The organism is Paraburkholderia aromaticivorans (assembly GCF_002278075.1).
GTDB classification, from domain to species: Bacteria; Pseudomonadota; Gammaproteobacteria; order Burkholderiales; family Burkholderiaceae; genus Paraburkholderia; species Paraburkholderia aromaticivorans.
Genome location: NZ_CP022990.1, coordinates 2015110 through 2039329 on the forward strand (window position 1 = coordinate 2015110; position 24220 = coordinate 2039329).

The window sequence follows — 24220 nt, forward strand, 5'->3', positions numbered from 1 at the left end:
TTCAGCTCACAAAGACCGCGCGTTCCGTTCACTCGAATCCACCACGGAGTTCATCACATGACCACTATCGCAGGCATTCAGATTCCCGACAGCATGATGGCGCGCGAAGCGACGCAACTCGTGCGCGATACCGAAACCGAGTTGTTGTATCACCATTCCCGGCGGGTTTTTCTGTTCGGCTCGCTGGCCGGCGCGCGCAAACAACTGAAGTACGATTCCGAACTGCTGTACATCGGCGCGATGTTCCATGACATGGGACTGGTTGCGCCGTATAGCAGCGAACATGACCGCTTCGAGGTGGACGGCGCAAACGCGGCGCGTGACTTCCTGCGGCGTCATGGCATCAGCGAGGACGACATCGATCAGGTGTGGAACTCGATCGCGCTGCACACCACGCCTGGCATTCCGCAGCATATGAAGCCGGTGGTCGCGCTGGTCACGGCGGGGGTGGAAATGGACGTACTGGGCCTTGCCTACGATGAATTCACCGAGCACCAGCGCCATGAGGTCATTCACGCACATCCGCGAGGCGCGCATTTCAAGGAAGGCATTATCGACGCGTTCGCGCACGGCACGATTCACAAACCGGAGACCACCTTCGGGAACGTGAAAGCGGACGTGCTGGCGTTGAAGGACCCGCATTATCATCGCGAGAATTTCTGCACGATGATTCTGGGCTCGGCGTGGAAGGATTGAGTTGGCGGCGAGCGTCGCGAGCAGAAGGCCAGACTTAGGCGCTCAGCCCTTGCCATGCAACGCGGCGATCTCCTGCAGATCGAGATCGCGTTCGAGAACGGTCAACAGCTCATCGTGAAGCAAGCCCGTTCGATGCAGATGCAATAGCTCGACGCGAGCCGCGGAGACGGCTGCCAGCACAACGTCGTAATGGGCAGCGCGTTCTGCGGCGGGGAAGGCTGCTTCGTGCTGATAGGCCTCTGTAATGCGCGTACGGTAGCTGTACTGTTCCAGCAAACGCGGATGAATGACGCTGCCGTCCGGCCCATGCACCAGCGGCCGGATCGCGGCGAGCTGCGCGGCTTCGAGCCGTGCCCATGCCTGCGGCTCGGTCAGATGGCGGGCGTTTCGCTCGGCCGCCTGGTCCGGATTGATCCATTGGATCAGTGGTCCGATCGTCGTGCCTTGACCGAGCACTGTCACCAGAATCACGGCAAATGAGGCGACCAGAATCAGATCGCGGCCAGGCATCGTCTCGGGTAAGGAGAGCGCGATAGCCAATGTGACCACGCCACGCATGCCCGCCCAACTCGTGACAGTGGCCGAGCGCCAGTCGGCCATGCCGCCCTCGCGACGCGTCAATTTGCACACGAGCGCTTTCAGCCATTCCATCGCGAAGACCCACACGAAACGTGACAGCACGACGGCCGCAAGCACCGCGCCGACGGCCGGAGCGAACGCGGTCAACGTATCGCCGACGCCGCCCAGCCGCACGATCACGCCGCGCAGCGATAGCCCGATCAGCATGAACACCAGCGCTTCCATCAGGAAGATCAGGACCTGCCAGAAGGCGGTGCCGCGCATTCTTACCGCTGCCGAGAAGACTTCGTGCTGATGCCAGCCGAGCACCATCCCGCAACTCACCGTCGCGATCACGCCCGATACATCCAGCATGTCCCCGACGATGTAGCTGATCCAGGCAGAAAGCGTCGATGCGACGATGACAAGGTACGCGTCGTCGAGATAGCGCAGCAGCTTGACGACCAGGAAGCCGACCGCTACGCCTACCGTTACGCCGCCCAGCGCTAGTACGGCGAAGCGTCCGATCGCATGCTGTGCGCTGAAGGTACCAGTGAGCGCGGCAGCGACCGCGAAGCGGAACAGCACGAGCCCGGCGGCGTCGTTGAGGAGGCTTTCGCCTTCGAGGATCACCATCAGGCGGCGCGGTAGCGCAACGCGTTCGAGCACAGCCTTCGCGGCGACGGCATCTGGCGGTGAGACGATCGCACCCAACGCGAAGCAGGCGGCCCATGGCAACGCTGGCACGACCCAATGCACGACCAGACCGACGGCAAGCGTGGTGAACGCGACGGCGCCGATCGCGAGCAGCAGGATGCCGCCGAGATTGCGCTTGAACTCGTCCCAAACGGAGAAGTAGGCGCCGTCCATGAGGAGCGGCGGCAGGAACACGATCAGGACCAGCTCGGGGTCGAGATCGAAGCGCGGGAGTCCGGGCACGAAGGCCATCGCCGCACCGCCGACCAGCAGTGCGGCGGCTGGCGGCAGACGCAGCCGCTTGGCGAGCAGTTCCAAACCGATGATCGCGACGAGCGACAGCAGAACGACTTTGAAGCCCATGACGGACGACATGCGCGGCCTCGCTGGGTGGCAGGAGAACTACTTTTTATCACACGGTGGGTGGGGTGCCTGTGGTTGCGCCGACACAGGATAGGTGTGTGGTATCAATCACTTGGGTGGACTCTGCGCAGGTTGTCCACAGCCTTGCGAACAATTTGTGGGGATAACTGGCGCGCGCCTGCCCGCAGGATTTGGGTTGCCGCCAGTTGCATTCCTCCGCACCGTCGGTGACAAAGCCATTCGCTTCAAGCACTTAAGCGTGCAGCCCCCGAGTTATCAACAGCCCTGTCAACACAAACTGGGGATAACGTGTCCTGCGATGCACAGGGTCTCCAAATATCTACTCCACTTGAATCGACAACCTGGTAGTTGGCACACGACCTCCGGTTGTCCGTGTCATCGGCACACGGCCGGTCTTTTGTGGGGAATATCGTTCACCAAAGAGTCTGATATCTGCGCTTGATCTCCACGGCGAGAATGCGGAGCTTATTTTCTGAAGTGAAGGCGGTGCGCCAGTTCTTGAGCCTTGGCTCAACCCTATCTGACGATTTTTGTTAAAGGTTCCTACAGCTTGCGCCGGCATTCCCTGGTCCGGGTTTGTGTGAACGCAAGTCGCGCGTAATTTTAAGAGTTGTCGGATTTTCTGGTCATCTTGGTCCCTATAGGTTGCTTGTGCGTCAAACAAGTACAAAGCAAGCCAATAGGGATAAAAATGAAAAGACAAAGACTGTACGGGGAGGCGGCCGGATTTTCGGGCCGCCTGATGGCAGCGTTCGTGTTGCTGATACTTGCGTTCAGCGCAAATGCAGACGACTGCTTCTCGCTGTACGCGAAGTCCGGCGCCACGCCGGGGTCCAAGACCTGCAAGCTCGACGTGACGAGCAACACGCCGGGTGGTATAGGCAACTACGCGTGTATTAATGACCTTGTGCAGATTGAGCAGTGGTGCAATTCAACCGGCACGCCGCCGGACGATACCTGCCCGGTGGCTGACCCGGTGTTTCCCGCGAACGGGATTGTGACTCTCTTTGAAACTGACTTTGCAAGCGGCGACACGTCGCCGCTTGTGTTCAGTCGTAGCTACCTGTCGAAGCCGTTCGATAAAGCGCAGACAGCGATGGGCGGGTACTGGGCCAGTAACTGGCAGCGACGGCTTGATCTGACCTCGGTCAATGCAAGCACACCGAAAATCACCGCGTATCGGAGTAATGGCCAGCCTCTGATCTTCAAGTGGGTTAACGGCGGGTGGGCGGTGCCGGGTACGTCGGGTCTTTCTCTCTTGAAAGCTGGCGACGGATACTTCTACCTGAAGGACGAACGGCTTGGCACGACCGAAACATACTCCGTCAGCACAGGTCTGTTTCACTCCGAGACAACACGCACGGGTATGTATCGTGAAGTTGAATACGTTGGACAACAGATAGATTCAATCGCGCAGTGGCCCGTTGATCGGATCGGACAGGCGGCATCGCGGCTGACACTTAGTCTGACCTATGACAGTAATGGTCGCATTCTGAGTGTAGTGCCGCCTTCGGGCAACGCGACACATTATGCGTACGATGCGAAAGGCAATCTTGTTTCAGTAACCGCGCCGATCGGATACGTTCGTCAGTACCTTTATGAGGATGCCCGCTTCCCCAATGCGATGACCGGGATAAAGGACGAATCCGGTTCACGGATTGCAACATGGACCTACGATTCCAGCGGACGCGCAATCTCGGTCACCCATCCGGACACGACGCGTAACGTTTCTTTCAGTTATGGCGCGAACACGACCACTGTCAGCAATATGTCCGGCTACAGCACGTACTCCTTTAATGTTGGAGACACGTCGCGTCCTGGCTCAATTGTTACGCCTGGCGGCGCGGTCTCACGTACATGGGATATATCAGGGAACCTGAAGCAGACAATTACACCGGATGGGAATACACAGTACACGTGGGACGGCGCCAACCGGCCGACGAAAGCAGTTGCAACAGTCTCTGGCAACAGGACGGTAACGACGATTGAGTATAGCGACAGTACCTCGTTGCGTCCGCATCTGGTTGCCACGCCGGGCAAGATCCGCGCGTTTGTCTATGACCAGGGCGGTAACGTCACTGGCTACGCCGAGACGGAGACGACCGATCTGACGGGCGAACAGGGGATGCAAGCCACTGGGACCGGTAACCAGTGGACAGTTGGTGCACGCTACGATTCGGCGAGCCGCCTTCTGTCGGCTGCCATCACACGGAATGGCTCGAAGCGTGAAGACTGGACCTACACATACGATGTACGGGGCAATGTCGAGTCAGTGCAGGATGCCGTATCTGGCTGGTCGATGCGAACGCTCTCTCGCAATGCTGAGAATCGTGCAACGCAGATAGCGGGTAATAGCGGTCAGGCGAGCATCGGGTACGACGAGCGCGGTCGCGTAAAGTCCTTTCAGTATAACGAACCGGTAAGTTCGTTAAATGGTGGAGTTGCCCCTGTACTTGCAGTCGATTACCGGTACGGTCCAGATGGTACGGTGTCCTCGCGCACGGCACAGGTGTCAACAAATGGCGGCTGGTGGAAACCGATCAGTGATGCCGAACTGGGTGTCTGGCTGACGAACTGGGAACTCGGGAACGACCCGGTTGCGCCACCTGCGAACCTGACAGGACTCCAGTCGGATGCTCCAGCATTTGTGCCTGATATGTGCGTCGAATGCTACATGGCCTGGAAGGCGTTGCCGACAGGTAAGCTATTCGGCCAGGAACTGGGCGAAACACTGCCGGCATGGCGCGAAACCACCGAGTTGATGCTGAGCGATCAGGCGCAGGTTCCCTATCCTTCGCTCGTGCCGGATTTGACGAGTTCTACGAAGCGGTCAACACTTTACAGCGGCCTGTTCAAGGGAGGTGATCGTGGATTCGTTAAATGCGGCGGTAGGGAAACTCATGAAGCCGAATGCTATGCTCAGTATGAAAACGATAGAGACGAATGCCGTCTCCTGGCCGGACCAAGAGGGAAGCGAAACTGGGCTCTATGCTTGGCGAACGCTTTTGAGAGATATCAACAATGCAGGGGGTATTGATGCTTAAACGTCCGCCGTATTCGATGGTTGTGACCTACGTCGAAAATCCACAACAGTTGATCATGCAAATGGTTGAGTCAGCTAGGGTGGCTCCGCTTCTGGCCGAGTGCATGGAAGTACCATTCTTTGTGGACGACGATGAGTTCGAATTTGACGACGAGTTAGCGCGGCAGCTCGGCGTAGCAATGCTTAACGTGATCGCGGAGGGGCGGCCTGAAGTCAAAAAGCGTTTAAACGTCACGCAACACCCCCTTGACGCGTCACCAGAGGAGTAACTGGCCAAGTGCCCGGCGCTGCCGCTATCACGAAAAGCGCACGGGTCTGGGGACAAGCGGGCTGACTATCGCGGTCGGCACCAACAAGCTCGCCACGACCGACCAGAAGTCGAGCGTCACGAACAACGCGAACACGGTCGGGTCGATCAACGGCAAACACCGCTTAGGTGCCTTAGCTCAACCCGCCCCGCCTCAAACCTTCAACCCCCCCGCCGCCGCTTCCTGCGATTGCACTTGCAAAACCGCATCGCGCTTATCGAGCAGATGCTGCCGGAGAATCGCGCTCAGCTTCTTCCCGTCACGCGCCTCGAGCGCCTTGAGCATCTCATCGTGATCGTGAATCGCCCGGTCCCATTTCGGAACCTGAAAATTCGACCTGAACCGGAGCGCCTGTAGACGCCGGTTCACCGCGATATAAGTCTGCCGCAGTGCTGAATTCCTGGCCGCCTCGTTGATCTTGTCGTGAATCGCCTGATTGCGGCTGTAGTACCCAGCCAGATCGTTCTGCGTTCGGCACGCGAGCATCGCGTAGTGCAGCGCCTTGATCTCGGCGAGTTCGGCCGCCGTCATCCGTTCAGCCGCCAGCTCGCCCGAAAAAGCCTCGAGACCGCTCATCAACTCGAAGGTCTCGCGCAACTCGGCCTCCGACATCTTCGACACGGACGCGCCGCGATTCGGCGAAATCTCGATCAGCCCTTCGGCGGCCAACACCTTCAGCGCCTCGCGCAACGGCGTGCGCGAAATGCCGAGCGTTTCGCACAGCTCGCGCTCGTTCAGTTTCTTGCCCGGCTCGAGTGCGCCCTCGACGATGAAGCGGCGAATGTGCTCCACCACGGTGTCGTGCAAGCGCTGCCGCTCGACCTTCGGCATCAGCGGGAAAGCAGCGCCACCCGCCTCCAAATCCGAATTTTGCATACAAAAACCCTCCACATCTCATTACGCGGGATTTTATAGGAACCTGAAAGATTAGTTAACGGCGCGGGTAAACACCTGTTTGGAGAGGCCATTTTCGCCTTGGGTCGTCGCAGATCGTCTGATATAGTTTTTTGAATGCAAAATTCAATCGGAGGAGCCCAATGCTCAAATTAGACTTTCACCCCGCTGGCCGTCACTTTTTGCAGATCCCGGGTCCGAGCCCGGTGCCCGACCGTATCCTCCGGGCGATGAGCTATCCGACCATCGACCATCGTGGACCGGAGTTCAGCGAACTCGGTCTCAAGGTGCTCGACGGCATCAAGAAAATCTTCAAGACGCAGCAACCCGTGGTGATCTATCCGGCCTCGGGCACGGGCGCCTGGGAAGCGGCGCTGTCGAACACGTTGAGCCCCGGCGACCAGGTGCTGATGTTCGAAACCGGCCACTTCGCCACGCTGTGGAAAAAGATGGCGGAAAGCCTCGGGCTGAAGCCGGAGTTTCTCGGCCTGCCTGGCATTGAAGGCTGGCGTCGCGGGGTGCAGCCGCAAATGATCGAGGAGCGCCTGCGCGCGGACACGCAACATGCGATCAAGGCGGTGTGCGTGGTGCACAACGAAACATCCACTGGCGTGACTTCCGACATCGCCGCCGTGCGCCGCGCCATCGACGCGGCGGGTCACCCGGCCTTGCTGCTGGTCGACACGATTTCCGGCCTCGCGTGCGCCGACTACCGTCACGACGAATGGGGTGTCGACGTCACCGTCTCGGGTTCCCAAAAAGGTTTGATGCTGCCGCCGGGCATCAGCTTCAACGCGATCTCGCCGAAAGCCATGGCCGCCAGCAAGCAGGCAAAACTGCCGCGCAGCTTCTGGGACTGGGCCGACATCGTCGAGATGAACAAGACGGGTTACTGGCCGTACACGCCGAACACGAACCTGCTGTACGGCCTTAACGAAGCGCTCGACATGATTCTCGGCGAAGGGCTCGACAACGTGTTCGCCCGTCACGAACGTCTGGCCGAAGCGACGCGCCGCGCGGTGCGCGCGTGGGGCCTCGAGATTCAGTGCGCCGATCCGGCGGTGTATAGCCCGGTGCTCACGGGCGTGATGATGCCCGACGGCATCGACGCAGACGGGGTGCGCAAGCTTATCTACGAACGCTTCGACATGTCGCTCGGCACGGGTCTCGGCAAGATGAAAGGGCGCATGTTTCGCATCGGCCACCTGGGCGACTGCAACGACCTGATGCTGCTCGCCACGCTGGCCGGTTGCGAGATGGGTCTGCGCCTCGCGGGCGTGCCGCTCAAGGAAAGCGGCTTGCCTGCCGCTATGGAGTGGTTGAGCCAGTCGGCCAAGGCGCCGGTTCTGAAAGCCGCCGCCTGAACACTGCGCGCAACCCGCAGCTCGCGAAAAAAGGAAGGCAGGCAGCACTTCCGTCAAGAAGCCGCGCATAGAACGCGGCCCGAACAACATGCGATGGGCCCGCGGCGCGAGCCGCTGACGCGCCGCGACGCAGCGCGCCATGTCAGGCGCGCCGTCAACACATGCAATGGAGAGAGACGATGAAGCGGTTTCGTGTGACCAGTGCGACCAGTATCGTTCTAGTGATGCTATGCATCATGTACTTCATCACCTACCTCGACCGCGTCAACGTCAGCACCGCGGCTGCGGGTTTCGGCAAGGAATTCCATCTTTCGCATACGGAAGTCGGCCTGGTGTTCTCGGCCTTCGCCTATCCGTATCTGATCTTTCAGATCATCGGCGGATGGGTGAGTGATCGCTTCGGCGCGAAACGCACGCTGATTTTCTGCGGGGCCATTTGGGGCGTCGCGACCTTGCTGACGGGCTTTGCCGGCGGTCTGGTGTCGCTCCTGGCCGCGCGCGTGCTGCTCGGCTTCGGCGAGGGCGCGACGTTTCCGGCCGCCACTTCCGCGATGGCGCGATGGGTCGCCAAGGAAAAACGCGGCTTCGCGCAGGGCATCACGCATGCGGCATCGCGGATCGGCAACGCGGTGGCCCCCGGTTTGATCGTGCTGGTGATGGCGACCTGGGGTTGGCGTGAATCGTTCTATATCTGCGGCGTGTTCAGCCTGTTGTGGGTTGCCGTGTGGGCGATTACCTTTACCGAACATCCGAAAGACCATCCGCGTATCACGAGCGACGAACTCGCCGTGCTGCCCGCGCCGAAGCCGAAAGCGCCCGGCGTACCGTGGGGCAAGCTGTTTCGCCGCATGTGGCCGGTCACGATCGTGTACTTCTGCTACGGCTGGACGCTGTGGCTGTTCCTGAGCTGGATCCCCCAATACTTTCTGCACAGCTATCACTTGCAATTGCAGAAGTCGGCCATCTTCGCCTCGGTGGTGTTCTTCGCCGGCGTGATCGGCGACACGCTCGGCGGCATCGTGACCGACTGGATCTTTACGCGCACGGGCAGCCTGAAGCGCGCGCGCAGCTGGATGGTGTCGGTCTGCATGTTCTTTTGCCTGCTCTCGCTGATCCCGCTGATGTTCACGCACAGCCTGTATCTGTCGATGGCGTGTCTCGCCTCCGGCTTCTTCTTCGCCGAAATGACGATCGGTCCGATGTGGGCGATTCCGATGGACATCGCGCCCGAGTTCTCGGGCACGGCGAGCGGCATGATGAATACCGGCTCGGCATTGGCGGCGATCATCTCGCCGGTGGTGGGCGGCTTCCTGATCGATTACTTCGGCAGCTGGGAATTGCCGTTCGTCGGCAGCATGCTGTTGATGGCGATCGGCGTGGTGCTCGCGTTTCGCATGCAGCCGGAAAGCAAGTTCGCGCTCAACGCGGCCGACCAGGCACATGTTCCCACCGGCATGGGCGTTTGAGCATGCCGCACCGTTCCCTCTCTCTTTGCGTTTGACCACATGACGACAGCACTCAGCCGGCTTCTCGCCGACGCGCGCCGCAATCACGCCACGCTCGACACCTTGGCGCCGGAGCACACCCCGGCGGACGCCGCCGCGGCCTATGAGGTTCAGCACGAAATCCTGGATGCCTGCGGTGCGCGGATCGCGGGCTGGAAGATCGGCGCAAAGTCCGGAAGCGGTCCAATCCAGGGGGCGCCGCTGCCCGATCTCGACCTGCATGCCGACGGCGCGCGCCTGCCGCGTGAAGTTTTCACGCCGCTGGGGCTCGAACTGGAAATCGCGTTTCGCTTTGCGCGCCGCTTCGATCCTTCCACCACGCCGTACAGCGAGGCCGAGGTGCAGGCGGGCATTGGCTCGATCGGCGCGACCATCGAAATCGTGTCGAGCCGCTACGCGGCGTGGCCCTCTGTCGACAAGCTCGCACAGCTCGCGGATCTGCAGAATCACGGCGCGCTGATCGTGGGCGAATTCACGCCGTATCGCGAGGACTTTCCGTTCGTGGCGCCGTCGCTGAGTTTCAGTTTCGACGGACACGATGTGGTTCGAACCACCCCGGCCAATCCGGCCGGCGATCCGCGGCGCCTGCTGACGTGGCTCGTCAATCACGCCACGTCGCGCGGCATTGCCGTGACGCCGGAGATGGTCGTCACGGCCGGTTCATACACCGGCATGTTTTTTCCGCAGAGCGCAGGCACGGCAAGCGGGCGCATTGAAGGACTCGCGCCGGTCAGCCTCACGCTCTATTAGCCGGTTCCTGTTACAGCCATAGGGCGACGATATGCCGAACCCCACTTCCGCTCTACTCGTCAAGCCGATCCATCTGGTCCCCTCCGCCGCGCGCCTGACGAGTCCGCTCGCGCAGCATCTGCGCAAGGCATTGCGCGGCGACGTTCTGTTCGATGCGGCGAGCCGCGGCCGTTACGCGACCGATGCGTCGATCTACCAGATCACGCCGATCGGCGTAGTGGTGCCGCGCGACCAGGACGATCTGCGCATCGCGCTGGAGCTCGCGCGCAGCGAGAAAGTGCCGCTGCTCGCGCGCGGCGCGGGCACGAGCCAATGCGGCCAGACGGTGGGCGAAGCGCTGGTGATCGACACGAGCAAGTGGTTGAACAACATCGTTGCCTTCGACGCCGAAGCGCGGACGGTGACGGTCGAACCGGGCGTCGTGCTGGATCACCTGAACGCCTGGCTCAAGCCGCACGGTCTATGGTTTCCGGTGGACGTGTCGACAGCCGCGCAATGCACGATCGGCGGCATGGCCGGCAATAATTCGTGCGGCTCGCGTTCGATCGAATACGGCAACATGGTGCACAACGTCGACGCGATCGACGCGATTCTCGCGGACGGCACCGAAGCGCGTTTCGCCTCGTTGCGCGACGCACCGCAAGGCGCGCGCTTGCAGCAGATACTCGCGGGCGTGAAGCAGATCGCCGAGCGCGAGCGCGACGAAATCGTCGCGCGTGTGCCGAAGGTCTTGCGCCGCGTGGCGGGCTACAACCTCGACGTGTTCGACTGCCAGAACCCGCGTGCTTACACCGACGACGGTGTCGCGAATCTCGCGCATCTGCTGGTCGGCTCGGAAGGCACGCTCGCGTTCAGCCGGCAATTGACGCTCAAGCTCGCGCCGCTGCCCGTGCATAAAACGCTCGGCGTGGTCAACTTCCCGACCTTCTGGCAGTCGATGGATCTGACGCAGCACATCGTCAAGCTCAAGCCGGTGGCGGTGGAACTGGTCGATCGCACCATGATCGATCTGGCGATGAGCAATCCGGCGTTCCGTCCGGTGATCGGCAAGGCGCTGGTCGGCGAGCCGCAGGCCATTCTGCTGGTCGAGTTCGCGGGCGAGGACCGCGACGCGCAACTCGCCTCGCTCAAACAACTCACGGAACTGATGGCCGACCTCGGCCTGCCCGATTCGGTCGTCGAGATGGCGGACGCGAACGAACAGAAAGCATTGTGGGAAGTCCGCAAGGCCGGCCTGAACATCATGATGAGCATGAAGGGCGACGGCAAGCCGGTGTCCTTCATCGAAGATTGCGCGGTGCCGCTCGAGCATCTGGCCGAATACACGAGCCGCCTGACCGAGGTGTTCCATCGTCACGGCACGGAGGGCACCTGGTATGCGCACGCGAGCGTCGGTACGCTGCACGTGCGGCCGATTCTCGACATGCGGCGCGACGGCGCGCAGAAAATGCGCGCCATCGCCGACGAAGCGGCGGCGCTCGTGCGCGAGTACAAGGGCGCGTATTCCGGCGAACATGGCGACGGATTGTGCCGCGGCGAATGGGTCGCGTGGCAGTACGGGCCGCGCCTGAATCAGGCGTTCACCGAAATCAAGACACTGTTCGATCCGGATAACCGCTTCAATCCGGACAAGATCGTGCGTCCGCCGAAGATGGACGACGCGCGCAATTTCCGCTTCGCGCCAGGCTACAAGGAACGGCGCATCGACACGGCGCTCGACTGGTCGGCCTGGAATGTCGAACGCGACCCGCTGAGCGGGCAGGAGACCTTGCCGGGCACCGGCAGCGACCTGTCCGGCGGTCTCGCGAAGGCCGTGGAGATGTGCAACAACAACGGCCACTGCCGCAAGTTCGACGCGGGCACCATGTGCCCGAGTTATCGCGTGACGAAGGACGAACAGCACGTCACGCGCGGACGCGCGAACACCTTGCGTCTTGCGATTTCCGGTCAACTCGGCGAAGCGGGCCTCGCCAGCGACGACGTCAAGGACACGCTCGATCTGTGCGTGTCCTGCAAGGGCTGCAAGCGCGACTGTCCGACGGGCGTCGATATGGCGAAGTTCAAGATCGAGGCGCGGGCCGCGCGCATCAAGCATCACGGACTGCGTCTGCGTGACAGGCTTGTGGCGTTCATGCCGCGTTACGCGTCGACGGCGAGCCGCTTCCCGGCTTTGATGGCGCTGGCCGACAATGTGCCGGTGCTGTCGGCGTGGTTCAAGCGGTCCGTGGGCTTCGCGCCCGAGCGCAGCTTGCCGCGTTTTCAGAAGCCGTTTCTCGCTCATACGGTGCCGGGCAAGGTGACGCCGGGCGCGGCGCTGAAAGAGGTGCTGCTGTTTGTCGATACGTTCAACAACAACATGGAGCCGGACAACGCGCGCGCCGCGCAGCGCGTGCTGGAGGCCGCCGGCTACACGGTGCATTTCAATGCGCGCGCAGGCGAGCGGCCCGTATGTTGCGGGCGCACGTTCCTCGCAGCGGGTCTCGTCGATGAAGCGAAGCAGGAAGCGCGGCGCATGCTCGATCTGTTCAAACCGTTCGTGGAGCGTGGCGTACCGATCGTCGGGCTGGAGCCGTCATGCCTGCTGTCGCTGCGCGACGAGTTTCTGCATTACGGCTTCGGCGACGAAGCGCGGCGGCTCTCGCAACAGGCGTTTCTGTTCGAAGAGTTTCTGGTGCGCGAGGACAAGGCCGGCCGTTTGCGGCTTGAACTGAAGCCGTTGGCGCAACAGCAGGCGCTGGTGCATGGCCACTGCCATCAAAAGGCCTTCGATGCCTTTACGCCCGTGCAGACGGTGTTGAAATGGATTCCTGAATTGAAGGTGTCGACGGTGGAATCGTCGTGCTGCGGGATGGCGGGCAGTTTCGGCTATGAAGCCGAGCATTACGCGACGTCGCAGGCAATGGCGGAGCTATCCTTGCTGCCGGCGGTGCGCAAGATGGACGGCAACACGCTCATGGTCGCGGACGGCACGAGCTGCCGGCATCAGATTCACGACGGCGCGGGCGTCGATGCGATCCACGTGGCGCGCGTGCTGGCAATGGCGTTGCAGTAACGGCGTGTAGCGCGGGACACGCCGTCCCGCGTTCAGCCGGCAATCGCCTGCCGATACGCGGTCGGTGCCACGCCTACGCTCTCGCGGAACCGGTGGCTGAAATGGCTGGCGTTCGCATAGCCGCATTGATCGGCGACCTGCGCGAGCGGCAGTGTCGTAGTCCGTAGCAATGTGCGGGCGCGTTCGAGCCGCTGTTGCGCGATCCACGCGGCGGGCGGCAGCCCGAACGACGTGCGGAACATGCGCGCAAGATGAAATTCCGACAAGGCCGCTACGCCGGCAAGCTCGCCGAGCGTGAGCGTCTGCGCCAGATGACTTTCGATATAGTCGCGCAGCCGCCGGCGAGTCGCGACCGACAAACCGCCTTTGAGCGACGCGTCCGTGCGGCGCACGCCTTGGGCGCGCAACAGCAGACTGAGCACTTGATGGGCGGTCTCATTGGTGCGCAGCAAGCCGTCGGGGTCTTGCCAGTCTTCGTTCGCAAGCGATTGACACAGGCTGGCAATGCGGGCGTCTTCGAAATAGGTGCGATCGGCGAGCGTCAGCTCGCGCGGCTCGCGGTCGAGTTCCTGAACCGCACGCTGTGTGAAGTGCTCCGGCAGAAAATACAGATGCATGAAATGCATGTGGCCGCGGACCCACCAGCGCGATTCGTGATCGCCGGGCAGCGCGCAGAGCCGCGACGGCGCACCGTAATGCCCGGGCATTTTCTGGCGCTCGGTGCGATAGCCGCCATCCAGATAGCACGACAGCGTGTGATGGCCGGGCCGCTCGTAGACGGTCTCGGCTTCTTCCGTGTCGCGCGTCCAGACGGCGATGGCCAGCCGGTCGCCGAGCCACGCGAACCGGTCCAGATTCGCGTTGGCGCTGCTCAGCGTGTGACACACCGACTGAAGGCCGAACGGCGTTTCGGTGGAGTGGGTCGCGGGGGCGGGCGGTCTGGCGTTCACGAAGCGGGCGGATACGTGTCATGTCTGAATGAGCGCCAGTATACGGCGCCCCGCGCGCGGCGGCTTACCGCCTCGCAAAAGTGCGCAATTCTGGACAAGTGCGGCGAGCGGGGCTGCGGCATAGTGAACACCCGTATTCGCTGTTGCAGGCCTGGCCATGAATCTGTCGCTGTATGTCGTTACCGTTCTGATCTGGGGCACCACATGGATCGCCATCAAATGGCAACTGGGGGCGGTTCCGCCACCCGTGTCGATTGCGTGGCGTTTCTGGATCGCCGCATTGGTGCTGTTCGCGTTGCTGCGTATCATGCGCCGGCCGATCTGGCCGCCGCGCGCCGCATGGCGATTCCTCGTCGCGCAAGGGTTGGCGCTCTTCTGCCTTAACTTCTTGTGCTTCTACTACGCCGAACAGGTCGTGCCGAGCGGCCTCGTGGCGGTGGTGTTTTCCACCGCGCCGCTGTTGAATTCGCTCAATGGGCGGCTCTTCATGGGCCGGCCTTTGCAACCCACGGCGATCGCCGGGGCTTTGCTGGGGCTGGTCGGCATTGTGTGCCTGTTCGTGCAGCAGATGACGGGACACTTAGGCGATCACGCCGCGTGGTTCGGTCTTGGGATCGCGTTCCTCGGAACCCTGTGCTTTTCGGCCGGCAACCTGTTGTCGAGCCGCATGCAGTCGATGGGTTTGCACCCGTTCGCCACGAATAGCTGGGCGATGCTGATCGGCGCCAGCGTCTTGACCGTGGGAAGCTTATCGGCAGGATTCTCGTTTGCCGTCGAACCGTCCGCACGTTATCTCGGCGCGCTCGCCTATCTCGCTATTTTCGGCTCGGTGATCGGCTTTACGGCTTACCTGATGCTGGTCGGGCGCATCGGACCCGAGCGCGCCGCTTACTGCACGGTGTTGTTTCCGATCGTGGCGCTGGCGGCATCCACGGTATTCGAAGGCTATCAATGGTCCGCGCTGGCCGTGGTCGGCCTGTTGCTGGTGGTGGCGGGCAATCTGGTGGCGTTCGATCTGACGCGGCGCATCTTCGTGCGGCGGGTGCGAACTTCCTGATGAGCATTCGGCCGGACATATGCCACGCAGGCGGCTCGATCATACGTGAAGATTTACGCAATCTCTTGCGCACCGGCGGACGTTTGAGGTGAGCGCTTCCGGGAGCCGGCAGCGCGGCAGCGCGGTGGCGCGCGTGACAGGTGAGACTTTTCGGGAGGCTGAAGACCAGCAGAAATCGGCAGGCGGAGGTCTGCCGAACGGTTTGCATGAACTACATGGGTAGACGAAGCCACATAACGTCCGTATAACGCTGCATCCTAACAGCGATATCGCAGTTAAATAAGATAAGTTAGAAGGGGTTGAGTGCAAAATGACAGCATATTGCATTCGCCATGCCGCCGGTATCCAGCCGGCGTTCAAAGGAGGCCCCAAACCTCCGTCGGCCAGGCGGCCTAGCGCCGCTACCCAACATCATCGATGGATCTGGCACCAGTTTTGCTGACTGGCAAGCCACCGATGGCGACATCACATCGCCCTCGCGCCGGGCACAAACATACGCCTCGGCACCCCTCGGTTCACCTCGCGGCATCTGCCGCGTCCCGAACTTCCCATTCGCAGCGTCATCACGACGCCTGTGCGGCGCGGCTATTTCCGCGCGTCGCTCGAACAAGGAGGCGCATCTTCATGATTCAACGTCCTGCCAGACTGATCGGCAGTCTCGCAGCCATCGGAGTCGTCGTCGCGTTGCTGGGTCGTGCGATCGACCCCGCTGCGTTACATCAGTACGCACCCGATCTGGTCTATTACACGAAGCGGCACCTGTTGCTCGTCGGCTATTCCATGGCTCTCGCGCTGCTGGTCGGCATTCCCGCCGGTGTGCTGCTCAGCCGCCCGTCGTTCGCGCGTCACGCCGAGCGCTTCATGCAGATCTTCAACATCGGCAACACGATTCCCTCGCTGGCCGTGCTGGCCGTCGCGCTCGGCATCTTCGGCATCGGCGATATGCCGGCGCTGGTCGCGCTGTTTCTCGCGTCATTGCTGCCCATCACACGCAACGCCTACGAAGGCATGAAGAACGTCTCGCCCGCGCTGCGCGAAGCGGCGCGCGGGCTCGGCATGACGGGCTGGCAGTCGTTGCTACGCGGGGAGTTGCCCAACGCGATGCCGATCATCATCGGCGGCGTGCGGACTGCGCTGGCGATCAACGTGGGCAGCGCACCGCTCGCCTATCTGATCGGCGCGGACAGCCTCGGCACGCTGATCTTCCCCGGCATCTATCTGAACAATCAGCAGCAGCTTCTGCTCGGCGCGGCGGCCACCGCGGTTCTCGCGCTGGTGCTCGACGGCATCGTCTCGGCCGGCAGCCGCTACCTGCTCGCGCGACGCGGGGTGACGGCATGATCGATCTGTTCAAACACAGCCGCTGGATCGCAGCCGGCGCATTGCTTTCACGAGCCTTCACGCCGGCGCGACGACGCTCGTACTCGGCGGAAAGAATTTCACCGAGCAATACGTTCTTACCGAGATCGCGTCGCAATACCTGCGCGCGAAGGGCTACACGATCGACGCGCGCACCGGTCTCGGCAGCACGCTGTTGCGCAGCGCGCAGGAGAACGGCCTGGTCGATATCACGTGGGAATACACCGGCACTGCCGCGATCGTCTACAACAAGATCACCGACAAGCTCGATCCGAAGACGATGTACGAACGGGTGAAAGCGCTCGACGCGAAACGTGGCCTCGTCTGGCTCGACTGCTCGCCGCTGAACAACACGTATGCACTCGGCTTGCCGCAACAGCTGGCGCAGCAAACTGGCATCCGCACGATTTCGCAGCTCGCCGCGAAGATGGCGGCGGAGCCGAAAAAGAAGCACGTGTTCGCCATGGACGCGGAGTTCGCCAATCGTCCGGACGGCCTGAAGCCGCTGGAAGCCGCCTACGGCATGCAGTTCAGCCGCGAGGAAACGCGGCAGATGGATCCGGGCCTCGTCTACACGGCGTTGCATAACAACCAGGTGCCGATCGGACTGATCTACACGACGGACGGCCGGGTGAAGGGCTTCAACATCGTGCCGCTCGAAGACGACCGCCACTACTTCCCCGCGTACAACGCCACGCCGGTGGTGCGCAAGGCGACGCTCGACCAGAACCCGCAACTTGTGCCGCAGTTGAACGCATTGTCCGACGCGCTGACCAACGACACGATGCTCGAGATGAACAAGCAGGTCGATGTCGACGGCAAACCGGTGCGTGAAGTCGCTGCGGAATTCCTGCGCACGCACGAGCTGCCCTGAGCGGAGATCCTCACGATGACTGTACTTGACTATCTATCGGCCAACTGGCCTGAACTGCTGCAACTCACGGCGCAACACGTGTGGCTGGTGGGCATTGCAGTGGGGTGCGCGATTGTTGTCGGCGTACCCCTGGGTATCCTGATCAATCGGCACGAATGGCTCGCCGCGCCGTTGCTGAGCGTTGCCACGGTGGTGCTGACGTTGCCGTCCATCGCGCTATTCGGCTTGATGATCCCGGTGTTCTCGCGCTTTGGCCAGGGCATCGGCGCGGTGCCGGCGATTACCGCCGTGTTCCTCTATTCGCTGCTGCCGATCATGCGCAACACCTACCTCGCGCTGCGCAACGTCGACGCCGGCATCAAGGAAGCGGGCATCGGCATCGGCATGACGGTGTGGCAGCGGCTGCGCCTCGTCGATTTGCCGCTTGCGGTGCCGGTGATTCTCGGCGGCGTGCGCACGGCCGTGGTGATGAACATCGGCGTGATGACGATCGCCGCAGTGATCGGTGCCGGCGGTCTCGGCACGCTGATCATCCGCGCGATCGGCCAGAGCAACATGATGAAACTGCTGGTGGGCGCCGTGCTCGTGAGCCTGCTCGCGATTGTCGCCGACCTGCTGCTGCAAGCGCTGCAACGCTTGCTGACCCCGAAGGGACTACAAAAGACATGATCGAACTCGACAAACTGACCAAGACGTTTACGCAAAAGGACGGCCAGCAGGTGAAGGCGGTCGACTCGGTGAGCCTCACGGTGGGCGAAGGCGAAATCTGTGTATTTCTGGGCCCCTCGGGCTGCGGCAAGACCACCACGCTGAAGATGATCAACCGTCTGATCGCGCCGACCTCGGGCCGCGTGCTGATCAACGGTGAAGACACGTCGGGTCTGAACGAAGTCGAATTGCGCCACCACATCGGCTATGTGATCCAGCAGATCGGCCTGTTTCCGAACATGACGATCGAAGAGAACATCATGGTCGTGCCGCGCCTGCTCGGCTGGGACAAGAAGCGTTGCCGCGAACGGGCCACGGAGTTGATGTCGATGGTCGCGCTCGATCCGAAGCAGTATCTGAAGCGTTATCCGCGCGAGTTGTCGGGCGGCCAGCAACAGCGGATCGGCGTGATTCGCGCGTTGGCCGCCGATCCACCGGTGCTGCTGATGGACGAGCCGTTCGGCGCGGTTGACCCGATCAATCGCGAGTCGATTCAAAACGAGTTCTTCCAGATGCAGCGTCAACTGAACAAGACGGTGATCATGGTGAGCCACGACATCGACGAAGCGATCAAGCTGGGCGACCGTGTCGCCGTGTTCCGCCGTGGTCAACTGGTGCAATACGATCATCCGGATACGCTGCTGGCGCATCCTCGCGAAGAATTCGTCGGCGCGTTCGTCGGTCAGGACAGCACGCTGAAGCGCCTGTTGCTGGTGAAAGCCGGCGATGCCGCCGCCCAGCCGGAGACCGCGCGCGCCGATACGCCGGTGGCGCGTGCGTTCCAGATGATGGACGACAGCGACAGCCGCTATCTGACCATCGTCGACGAGAACCAGCAGGCGCTCGGCTATGTGACGCGCCGCGCGGCGCGTGCGGGCGAAGGCGTCTGCGGCGACCATCTGAGCGCCTTCAAGGCGACGGTCAGCGCGGACGAGCATCTGCGCATCGTGCTGTCGAAGATGTACCAGTTCAATTCGTCATGGATGCCGGTGCTGGACAGCGACGGGCGTTACGTCGGCGAAGTCACGCAGGATTCGATTGCGGGCTATCTGAGCTCGGGCCGATCGCGTCGGCATACGGGACAGTCGGCGATCGTGTCGCCTGCCGTCGCCGCGGCGCAGGCGGCGGCCGCTCAGGCTGCCATCACGCATCACGCGTGAAATGGGCGAGTGAGTCAGGCTGCGCGGGTCCATCGTCTACTCGAAGACGACGATGCCCGCGCGAAAATTCTGATTTATTGGCGCACGCCTTAATGTCGGTCGCCTTCGCTCCGATCACGAATAGACGCCAACGCACGATCGGTATATAACACCGTGAAAGGGATGGCTTGTTCACCGATGCATCAACAGGAGCGAAGTTTCATCATGACGCAAGACGTAACGCCCAAACCGCCCACCGGCGATAGGCCCGATCTGGAGAACCTCGACGCCGCGCTCAGTCACGTAGACCAGCAGGTATCGTCGGGCAGCATTGCATCCGGCGCCGCCAAGGGCATTCTATATAGCCTGATCGAAACGCTCGGCACATTCGTCGGCGACCCCGATCTGCCGGAGCACGCACGTTCGGGTTACGAAGGATTGCTGGAAGCCGCTCGCGAATTGCGCGCGAAGCTGGATCACTAAAGGCGATGACCCGCCGCCCGCCGGCGGCGCGAGTCGCATCGGCCTGCTCGCCGGTGCGGTATGGCCGTTGTCATTGCGTGGCGTGGCGTGACGGCACCACACGGTGGCGAATCGTCGTCCGATTCGCCTTCGTCTCTTGCCGCCGTATTTCGGCGGCGCCGCTGTCTATGATAAAAAGGCGCACCGTCTCCAACATTGCACCTTTTTTATGCTCTCTGCGTCTGCTATCGCGTTGCTGGCCGTCGGCATTGTCGTCGTGCTGATCACGCCGGGGCCTACCAATACGCTGCTTGCCGCGGCCGGCCTGCGCCAGGGGGTGCGGCGTTCGCTGCCGCTGATCGCCGCCGAACTGGGCGGCTATTTCATCTCGATCTCGGTATGGGGGCATTTCCTCGTTCAGGCCGCGCATGCGTTGCCCTGGTTGCCCCCGCTGTTGCGCGTGGCGGCTGGCTTGTACATCGCTTATCTGGCCGTCGACATGTGGCGCGCGGCGGTCGCGTTGCCCGACTCGGCGCAGCGGGCGAGCGGCATGCGCACGCTATTCGTGGCGACGCTGCTCAATCCGAAGGGCTTGCTGTTCGCCGGCACGATCTTTCCGGCTATCGCCTTCGCGCAACTGCCGGCCTACGCCTTCGCGATGCTGATGTTCGCGTGCCTGCTGGTACCGATCGCGCTCGCCTGGATCACGTTCGGTGCGGCGCTCGGCAGCGGCAAGCTCACCTGGCTCAATCCGGTGAAGGTGCAGCGCGGCGCTTCCATCGTGCTCGGCGTGTTTTCCTTGTCGCTGGCGTGGGCGGCGCTGCATTGAGCGCGGCGCTGATCCCGCACTCAGGCGGCCACGCTGGCTTGCCAGTGGACTTCTTCTTTTGGGGCGTCGTCGGCGCTTAGCGCATCGAGCCATGCGGGCGGCGCGGCAGTGATTTCCAGTCGCGGCGTGCCGTGCCAGTCGGCGCAGCGCTGCAATGCCCGGCGTAGATCGCCGGCCAGACGGGCGCTCAGTCGCACGCCTGGTTCCACGTGCAACGACTTGAGTTCGAACACGCCTTGGGTCCGATGCGCTTTCGCATCCACGCGGCCGACCAGACGCCCGCGGCTCAGCAGCGGCAACACGAAGTAACCATATTTGCGCTTTGCCGCGGGCGTGTAGCATTCGATCGCATAGTCGAAGTCGAAGAGCGCAGCGGCGCGCTTGCGGTCCCACACCACCGGATCGAAAGGCGACAACACCGTGGTAACCGTCGAGACGAGCTTGCCGCTCGCGGCATCGTCGAGTATCGCGGCGAAGTCCTGATGGACGAATGTGTCCTGCTTCCAGCCTTCCACACGCACCGGAATCAGCTCGCCCTGGTCGGCGAGCGCATGCAGTTCGTCGCGGTAAGGCCGGCGCGGCAAGCGGTAGTAATCGGCGACCCAATCGGCGCGCGCCACACCGAGCGAACGGCAGGTGCGGCGTAACACGGTTTCGGTGACGGTGTGCGCGGGCGGCAGATCGCGCGCGTCGTCCCAGTCTGGCAGCACGCGCTCGGTCACATCGTAGACGCGGTGAAAATTGCGCCGCTCGGCCACCATCAATTGTCCGATCGCGAACAGCACTTCCAGATGGCGCTTCTCCGGCTTCCAGTCCCACCAGCCGTTGCCCTTGCCCGCCTCGCGGGCGAAATCCGCGGAGCGGACCGGACCGCTCGCGCGAATGTGCGCGAGCAGCTTCTCAATGTCCTTGCGATGCTTCTTGTGCCATTCGGCCGCGTATTTCCAGCCCATGCCGCTCGGATCGAGCATGCGATGGCGCAGCAGGCCGTAGTCTTCGGTCGGCACGAAACAGGCTTCGTGCGACCAGTATTCAAACAGCTTGCCTTCGGCAAGATGCTCGTCGAGCCATTGCTGTGGATAAGCGCCGAGCCGGCTGAACAACACGAGATAGGGACTGCGCGCGACCACATGGATCGTGTCGATCTGCAATTGCGCCATGCGGCGGATCGCGTCGAGCACGTCGGCCTTGACGGCCTTGCGGCGCGGCGGCGTCAGCAAGCCTTGTGCGGCGAGATGAAGCGTGCGGGCGGCGGAAAGCGGAAGAGTCTTCACGCGGGCGTCGATCAGTGAGTGAATGCGATGGGAGCGGACACGAAGCCCGGCTTGGATCTGCAATCGCTACTGTAGCGTGAAGCGTCCCGCCCTGCCGTTACCAGCCGCGGCCGTGATGCCGGTCCCAGCCGCGATGACGCCCATGATCGTGATGCCAGCGGCGTTCGCGGTAGTAGTCGTCCCGGTAGCCGTAACCGTAGGCAGGTTGCGGCGCGTACACGACTGGCGGTGGCGCATAGGCATAGACCGGCGGCGCTGCGTACACGGGCCCCGGCGTGTTGACGAACACGCCGACGTCCACCCTGGCCGAGGCGGCAGTCGAGGCGCAGGCGGCGGCAAGGCCGAAGGCGGCGAAAACGATCGCGCGTGGGAACATGCTTGTCTCCTGTCGAAAGAGCCGGCTATTCGCTGTCGAATAGCTGACGGTCATATTACGAGACAGAAAGCAAGGCAGGTGCAACCAGTTGAAGGTGTGTGTAACAGCAGGTTACCCGCCAGCCGCCGGTTGCGAGGGCGGCTGGCGGTTCAGCAGTCTTTGACTCAGGCGCCGAGCGCGACCGTTTCGCCTGCCTCAACCGCCAGCAGTTGATGGATCTGCGCAACCACGGCTGCGCCTTCTCCGACGGCCGCCGCCACCCGTTTAGTCGAACCGGCGCGTGCGTCGCCAATCGCGTACACGCCTTCGACCGTGGTGGCGAGATCGCAGACCGACGCTCCCTCGATGCTCGTGCCGGTGAGCACGAAGCCCTTGTCGTCGAGTTCCACGCCGCAGGTGCGCAGCCAGTCGGTATTCGGGTCCGCGCCCGTGAAGAGGAACAGATGGCGCGTGTCGAAATGATCGGTGCCATCGGGCAACGGTTTCTTCAGGCTGACCGATGACAAGCCGCTTTCGTCGGCGTCCAGCCGGCCGATTTCCGAATTCGGATGCACGAACACATTCGGCAACGAGCGTATCCGGTCGATCAGATAGCGCGACATGGTGGCTTCGAAACCGCTGCGCCGGATCAGCACGTGGATCTTGGCTACATGTGTCGCCAGATAGACGATCGCCTGGCCGGCCGAGTTGCCGCCGCCCACCAGCACGATTTCCTGGCGCTTGCACAGCTTGGCTTCGACGGGCGACGCCCAGTAGTAGACCCCGCGCCCCTCGAAGCGGTCGAGCCCTTCGAGCGCCGGGCGCCGGTAGACCGCGCCGCTCGCGATCACAATGGCGCGCGCCGTGATATGCCCGCCGCACTTCAGTTCCAGCCTATGCGGCCGCTCCGCGCAATGCAGCGCCTTCACGTTGACCGGAATCGCCACGTGCGCGCCGAATTTCTGCGCCTGCACGAATGCGCGGCCTGCCAGCGCCTGGCCGGAAATGCCGGTCGGAAAGCCGAGATAATTTTCGATTCGCGCACTCGCGCCCGCCTGGCCGCCCGGCGCACGGCTATCCAGCACGATCACCGACAGGCCTTCGGAGGCCGCGTACACCGCGGTGGCGAGCCCGGCCGGCCCGGCGCCGACGATCGCGACGTCGTACACATGCGCATCGTCGAGATCGGGCAGCAAGCCGAGGCAGGTGGCGAGTTCCGGCATGCTCGGATGACGCAGCACCGAGCCGTCCGGGCAGATCACCAGCGGCATGTCTTCTTTTTGCGCGGCGAATTGCTCGATGAGACGCAATGCGTCTTCGTCGCGTTCGTCGATCACGGAATGGGGATGGCCGTTGCGCGACAGAAAGCCTTGCAGCATGACGAGCCGCGCATCGCTGCTGTTGCCGATCAGGATCGGCCCGCCGGCGCCCTTTTCGATCAGCGACACGCGCCGCAGGATCAACGCGCGCATGATGCGCTCGCCGAGTTCCGCTTCGGCGACAATCAGCGCGCGCAGCCGTTCCGGCGGAATCAGCAATGCCTCCACCGAACTGAGCGCCATGCCGTTGACGAGCGCGGGCCGTCCCGACAATTGACCGACTTCGGCAAGAAAATGCCCGGCGCCGTGCTCGCCGATCAGGACTTCACGCCCAATGCCGTCGCGCTGATACACCTTCACGCGTCCTTCGAGCAGCACGAACATGCCGGGCCCGGTGTGCCCGGTCTCGAACAGCAGTTCGCCGGCCTTCCAGTGACCGATCTCGCCGAACCGGCGCAAGCGATCGATTTCCGCGCAGGTGAGCGCGGGGAACATCTGGTGCATGCGCGTCGAGAGAGACGAAAACGGCGCGTCGGCGACGACGGCCTGCTGTTGCCCTTCTGTGTGTTGTGTTTCAGCTTCTTGAGTCGAAAGCATTGAACCGCTCCTTCGTGTTCATTGACGGATCGAACGGAGGCGAAGCG

Annotated in this window: 21 protein-coding genes; 14 read left to right on the top strand and 7 right to left on the bottom strand. The window is 62.5% G+C overall.

From position 1 onward, the window contains the following. The first annotated feature begins 57 nt into the window (after positions 1 to 57). The gene (locus CJU94_RS28735; protein ID WP_095421989.1) at positions 58 to 696 is read left to right on the top strand and encodes an HD domain-containing protein; all 639 of its coding nucleotides are present in this window, start codon (positions 58 to 60) and stop codon (positions 694 to 696) included. Between the two features lie 42 nt (positions 697 to 738). On the opposite strand, the gene CJU94_RS28740 is transcribed toward CJU94_RS28735, so the two are convergent. Next, positions 739 to 2325, bottom strand: a complete 1587-nt coding sequence (locus CJU94_RS28740) for a Na+/H+ antiporter (protein WP_095421990.1) — start codon at positions 2323 to 2325, stop codon at positions 739 to 741. Positions 2326 to 3025: 700 nt separating this feature from the next. Here CJU94_RS28740 and CJU94_RS28745 point away from each other — a divergent pair. Together CJU94_RS28745 and CJU94_RS28750 are read left to right on the top strand one after the other, a co-directional pair. Next, positions 3026 to 5371: a DUF6531 domain-containing protein gene (locus tag CJU94_RS28745; protein ID WP_095421991.1), complete on the top strand. Its 2346-nt coding sequence runs from the start codon at positions 3026 to 3028 to the stop codon at positions 5369 to 5371. Further along, positions 5371 to 5646, top strand: coding sequence for a hypothetical protein (locus CJU94_RS28750; protein ID WP_167397577.1), 276 nt, complete (start codon positions 5371 to 5373; stop codon positions 5644 to 5646). Before CJU94_RS28745 ends, CJU94_RS28750 begins: the two co-directional genes overlap by 1 nt. Positions 5647 to 5673: 27 nt before the next feature. Here the strand turns inward: CJU94_RS28750 and CJU94_RS42310 are convergent, their stop codons facing one another. Next, positions 5674 to 5796, bottom strand: a complete 123-nt coding sequence (locus CJU94_RS42310) for a hypothetical protein (RefSeq protein ID WP_279636642.1) — start codon at positions 5794 to 5796, stop codon at positions 5674 to 5676. A 42-nt stretch (positions 5797 to 5838) separates the two neighbouring features. Next, entirely contained in the window at positions 5839 to 6561 is a 723-nt protein-coding gene (locus CJU94_RS28755; RefSeq protein WP_095421993.1) for a GntR family transcriptional regulator, read from the bottom strand. 161 nt (positions 6562 to 6722) lie between these two features. On the opposite strand from CJU94_RS28755, the gene CJU94_RS28760 reads away from it, so the two are divergent. The 4 genes from CJU94_RS28760 (at position 6723) to CJU94_RS28775 (ending at position 13250) form a co-directional block, all read left to right on the top strand. After that, positions 6723 to 7943, top strand: a complete 1221-nt coding sequence (locus CJU94_RS28760) for a pyridoxal-phosphate-dependent aminotransferase family protein (RefSeq protein WP_095421994.1) — start codon at positions 6723 to 6725, stop codon at positions 7941 to 7943. Positions 7944 to 8122: 179 nt separating this feature from the next. Continuing rightward, complete coding sequence (locus tag CJU94_RS28765) at positions 8123 to 9409, top strand: MFS transporter (RefSeq protein WP_095421995.1); 1287 nt, start codon at positions 8123 to 8125, stop codon at positions 9407 to 9409. Positions 9410 to 9448: 39 nt separating this feature from the next. Continuing rightward, a complete protein-coding gene (locus tag CJU94_RS28770) occupies positions 9449 to 10198 on the top strand; it encodes a 2-keto-4-pentenoate hydratase (RefSeq protein ID WP_095421996.1) in 750 nt (249 codons plus the stop codon). Between the two features lie 31 nt (positions 10199 to 10229). Then, positions 10230 to 13250: an FAD-binding and (Fe-S)-binding domain-containing protein gene (locus CJU94_RS28775; protein ID WP_095421997.1), complete on the top strand. Its 3021-nt coding sequence runs from the start codon at positions 10230 to 10232 to the stop codon at positions 13248 to 13250. Positions 13251 to 13282: 32 nt separating this feature from the next. Here CJU94_RS28775 and CJU94_RS28780 read toward each other — a convergent pair whose 3' ends face one another. Next, the gene (locus CJU94_RS28780; protein ID WP_095421998.1) at positions 13283 to 14200 is read right to left on the bottom strand and encodes an AraC family transcriptional regulator; all 918 of its coding nucleotides are present in this window, start codon (positions 14198 to 14200) and stop codon (positions 13283 to 13285) included. Positions 14201 to 14357: 157 nt separating this feature from the next. Here CJU94_RS28780 and CJU94_RS28785 point away from each other — a divergent pair, with 157 nt between their 5' ends. The 7 genes from CJU94_RS28785 to CJU94_RS28815 all read left to right on the top strand — a co-directional run bounded on the left by CJU94_RS28785 (position 14358) and on the right by CJU94_RS28815 (position 20628). Continuing rightward, entirely contained in the window at positions 14358 to 15257 is a 900-nt protein-coding gene (locus CJU94_RS28785) for a DMT family transporter (RefSeq protein WP_095421999.1), read from the top strand. 624 nt (positions 15258 to 15881) lie between these two features. Then, entirely contained in the window at positions 15882 to 16598 is a 717-nt protein-coding gene (locus CJU94_RS28790; RefSeq protein ID WP_095422000.1) for an ABC transporter permease, read from the top strand. Between the two features lie 22 nt (positions 16599 to 16620). After that, the gene (locus tag CJU94_RS28795; protein WP_425272233.1) at positions 16621 to 17490 is read left to right on the top strand and encodes a glycine betaine ABC transporter substrate-binding protein; all 870 of its coding nucleotides are present in this window, start codon (positions 16621 to 16623) and stop codon (positions 17488 to 17490) included. Between the two features lie 15 nt (positions 17491 to 17505). Beyond that, positions 17506 to 18159 (top strand): ABC transporter permease, encoded by a 654-nt coding sequence (locus CJU94_RS28800; protein WP_095422001.1) that lies wholly within the window; start codon positions 17506 to 17508, stop codon positions 18157 to 18159. Continuing rightward, a complete protein-coding gene (locus tag CJU94_RS28805) occupies positions 18156 to 19358 on the top strand; it encodes an osmoprotectant ABC transporter ATP-binding protein OsmV (protein WP_095422002.1) in 1203 nt (400 codons plus the stop codon). The genes CJU94_RS28800 and CJU94_RS28805 overlap by 4 nt, the downstream gene beginning before the upstream one ends. Positions 19359 to 19562: 204 nt before the next feature. Beyond that, positions 19563 to 19820: a hypothetical protein gene (locus CJU94_RS28810; protein ID WP_012428738.1), complete on the top strand. Its 258-nt coding sequence runs from the start codon at positions 19563 to 19565 to the stop codon at positions 19818 to 19820. Positions 19821 to 20028: 208 nt separating this feature from the next. Beyond that, the gene (locus tag CJU94_RS28815; protein ID WP_095422839.1) at positions 20029 to 20628 is read left to right on the top strand and encodes a LysE family translocator; all 600 of its coding nucleotides are present in this window, start codon (positions 20029 to 20031) and stop codon (positions 20626 to 20628) included. Between the two features lie 20 nt (positions 20629 to 20648). Here the strand turns inward: CJU94_RS28815 and CJU94_RS28820 are convergent, their stop codons facing one another. The 3 genes from CJU94_RS28820 to CJU94_RS28830 form a co-directional block, all read right to left on the bottom strand. Continuing rightward, positions 20649 to 21902 (bottom strand): winged helix-turn-helix domain-containing protein, encoded by a 1254-nt coding sequence (locus CJU94_RS28820; RefSeq protein ID WP_095422840.1) that lies wholly within the window; start codon positions 21900 to 21902, stop codon positions 20649 to 20651. Between the two features lie 97 nt (positions 21903 to 21999). Then, the gene (locus tag CJU94_RS28825; RefSeq protein ID WP_095422003.1) at positions 22000 to 22278 is read right to left on the bottom strand and encodes a hypothetical protein; all 279 of its coding nucleotides are present in this window, start codon (positions 22276 to 22278) and stop codon (positions 22000 to 22002) included. Between the two features lie 164 nt (positions 22279 to 22442). Then, positions 22443 to 24173 (bottom strand): FAD-dependent oxidoreductase, encoded by a 1731-nt coding sequence (locus CJU94_RS28830; protein ID WP_095422004.1) that lies wholly within the window; start codon positions 24171 to 24173, stop codon positions 22443 to 22445. Positions 24174 to 24220 lie beyond the last annotated feature (47 nt).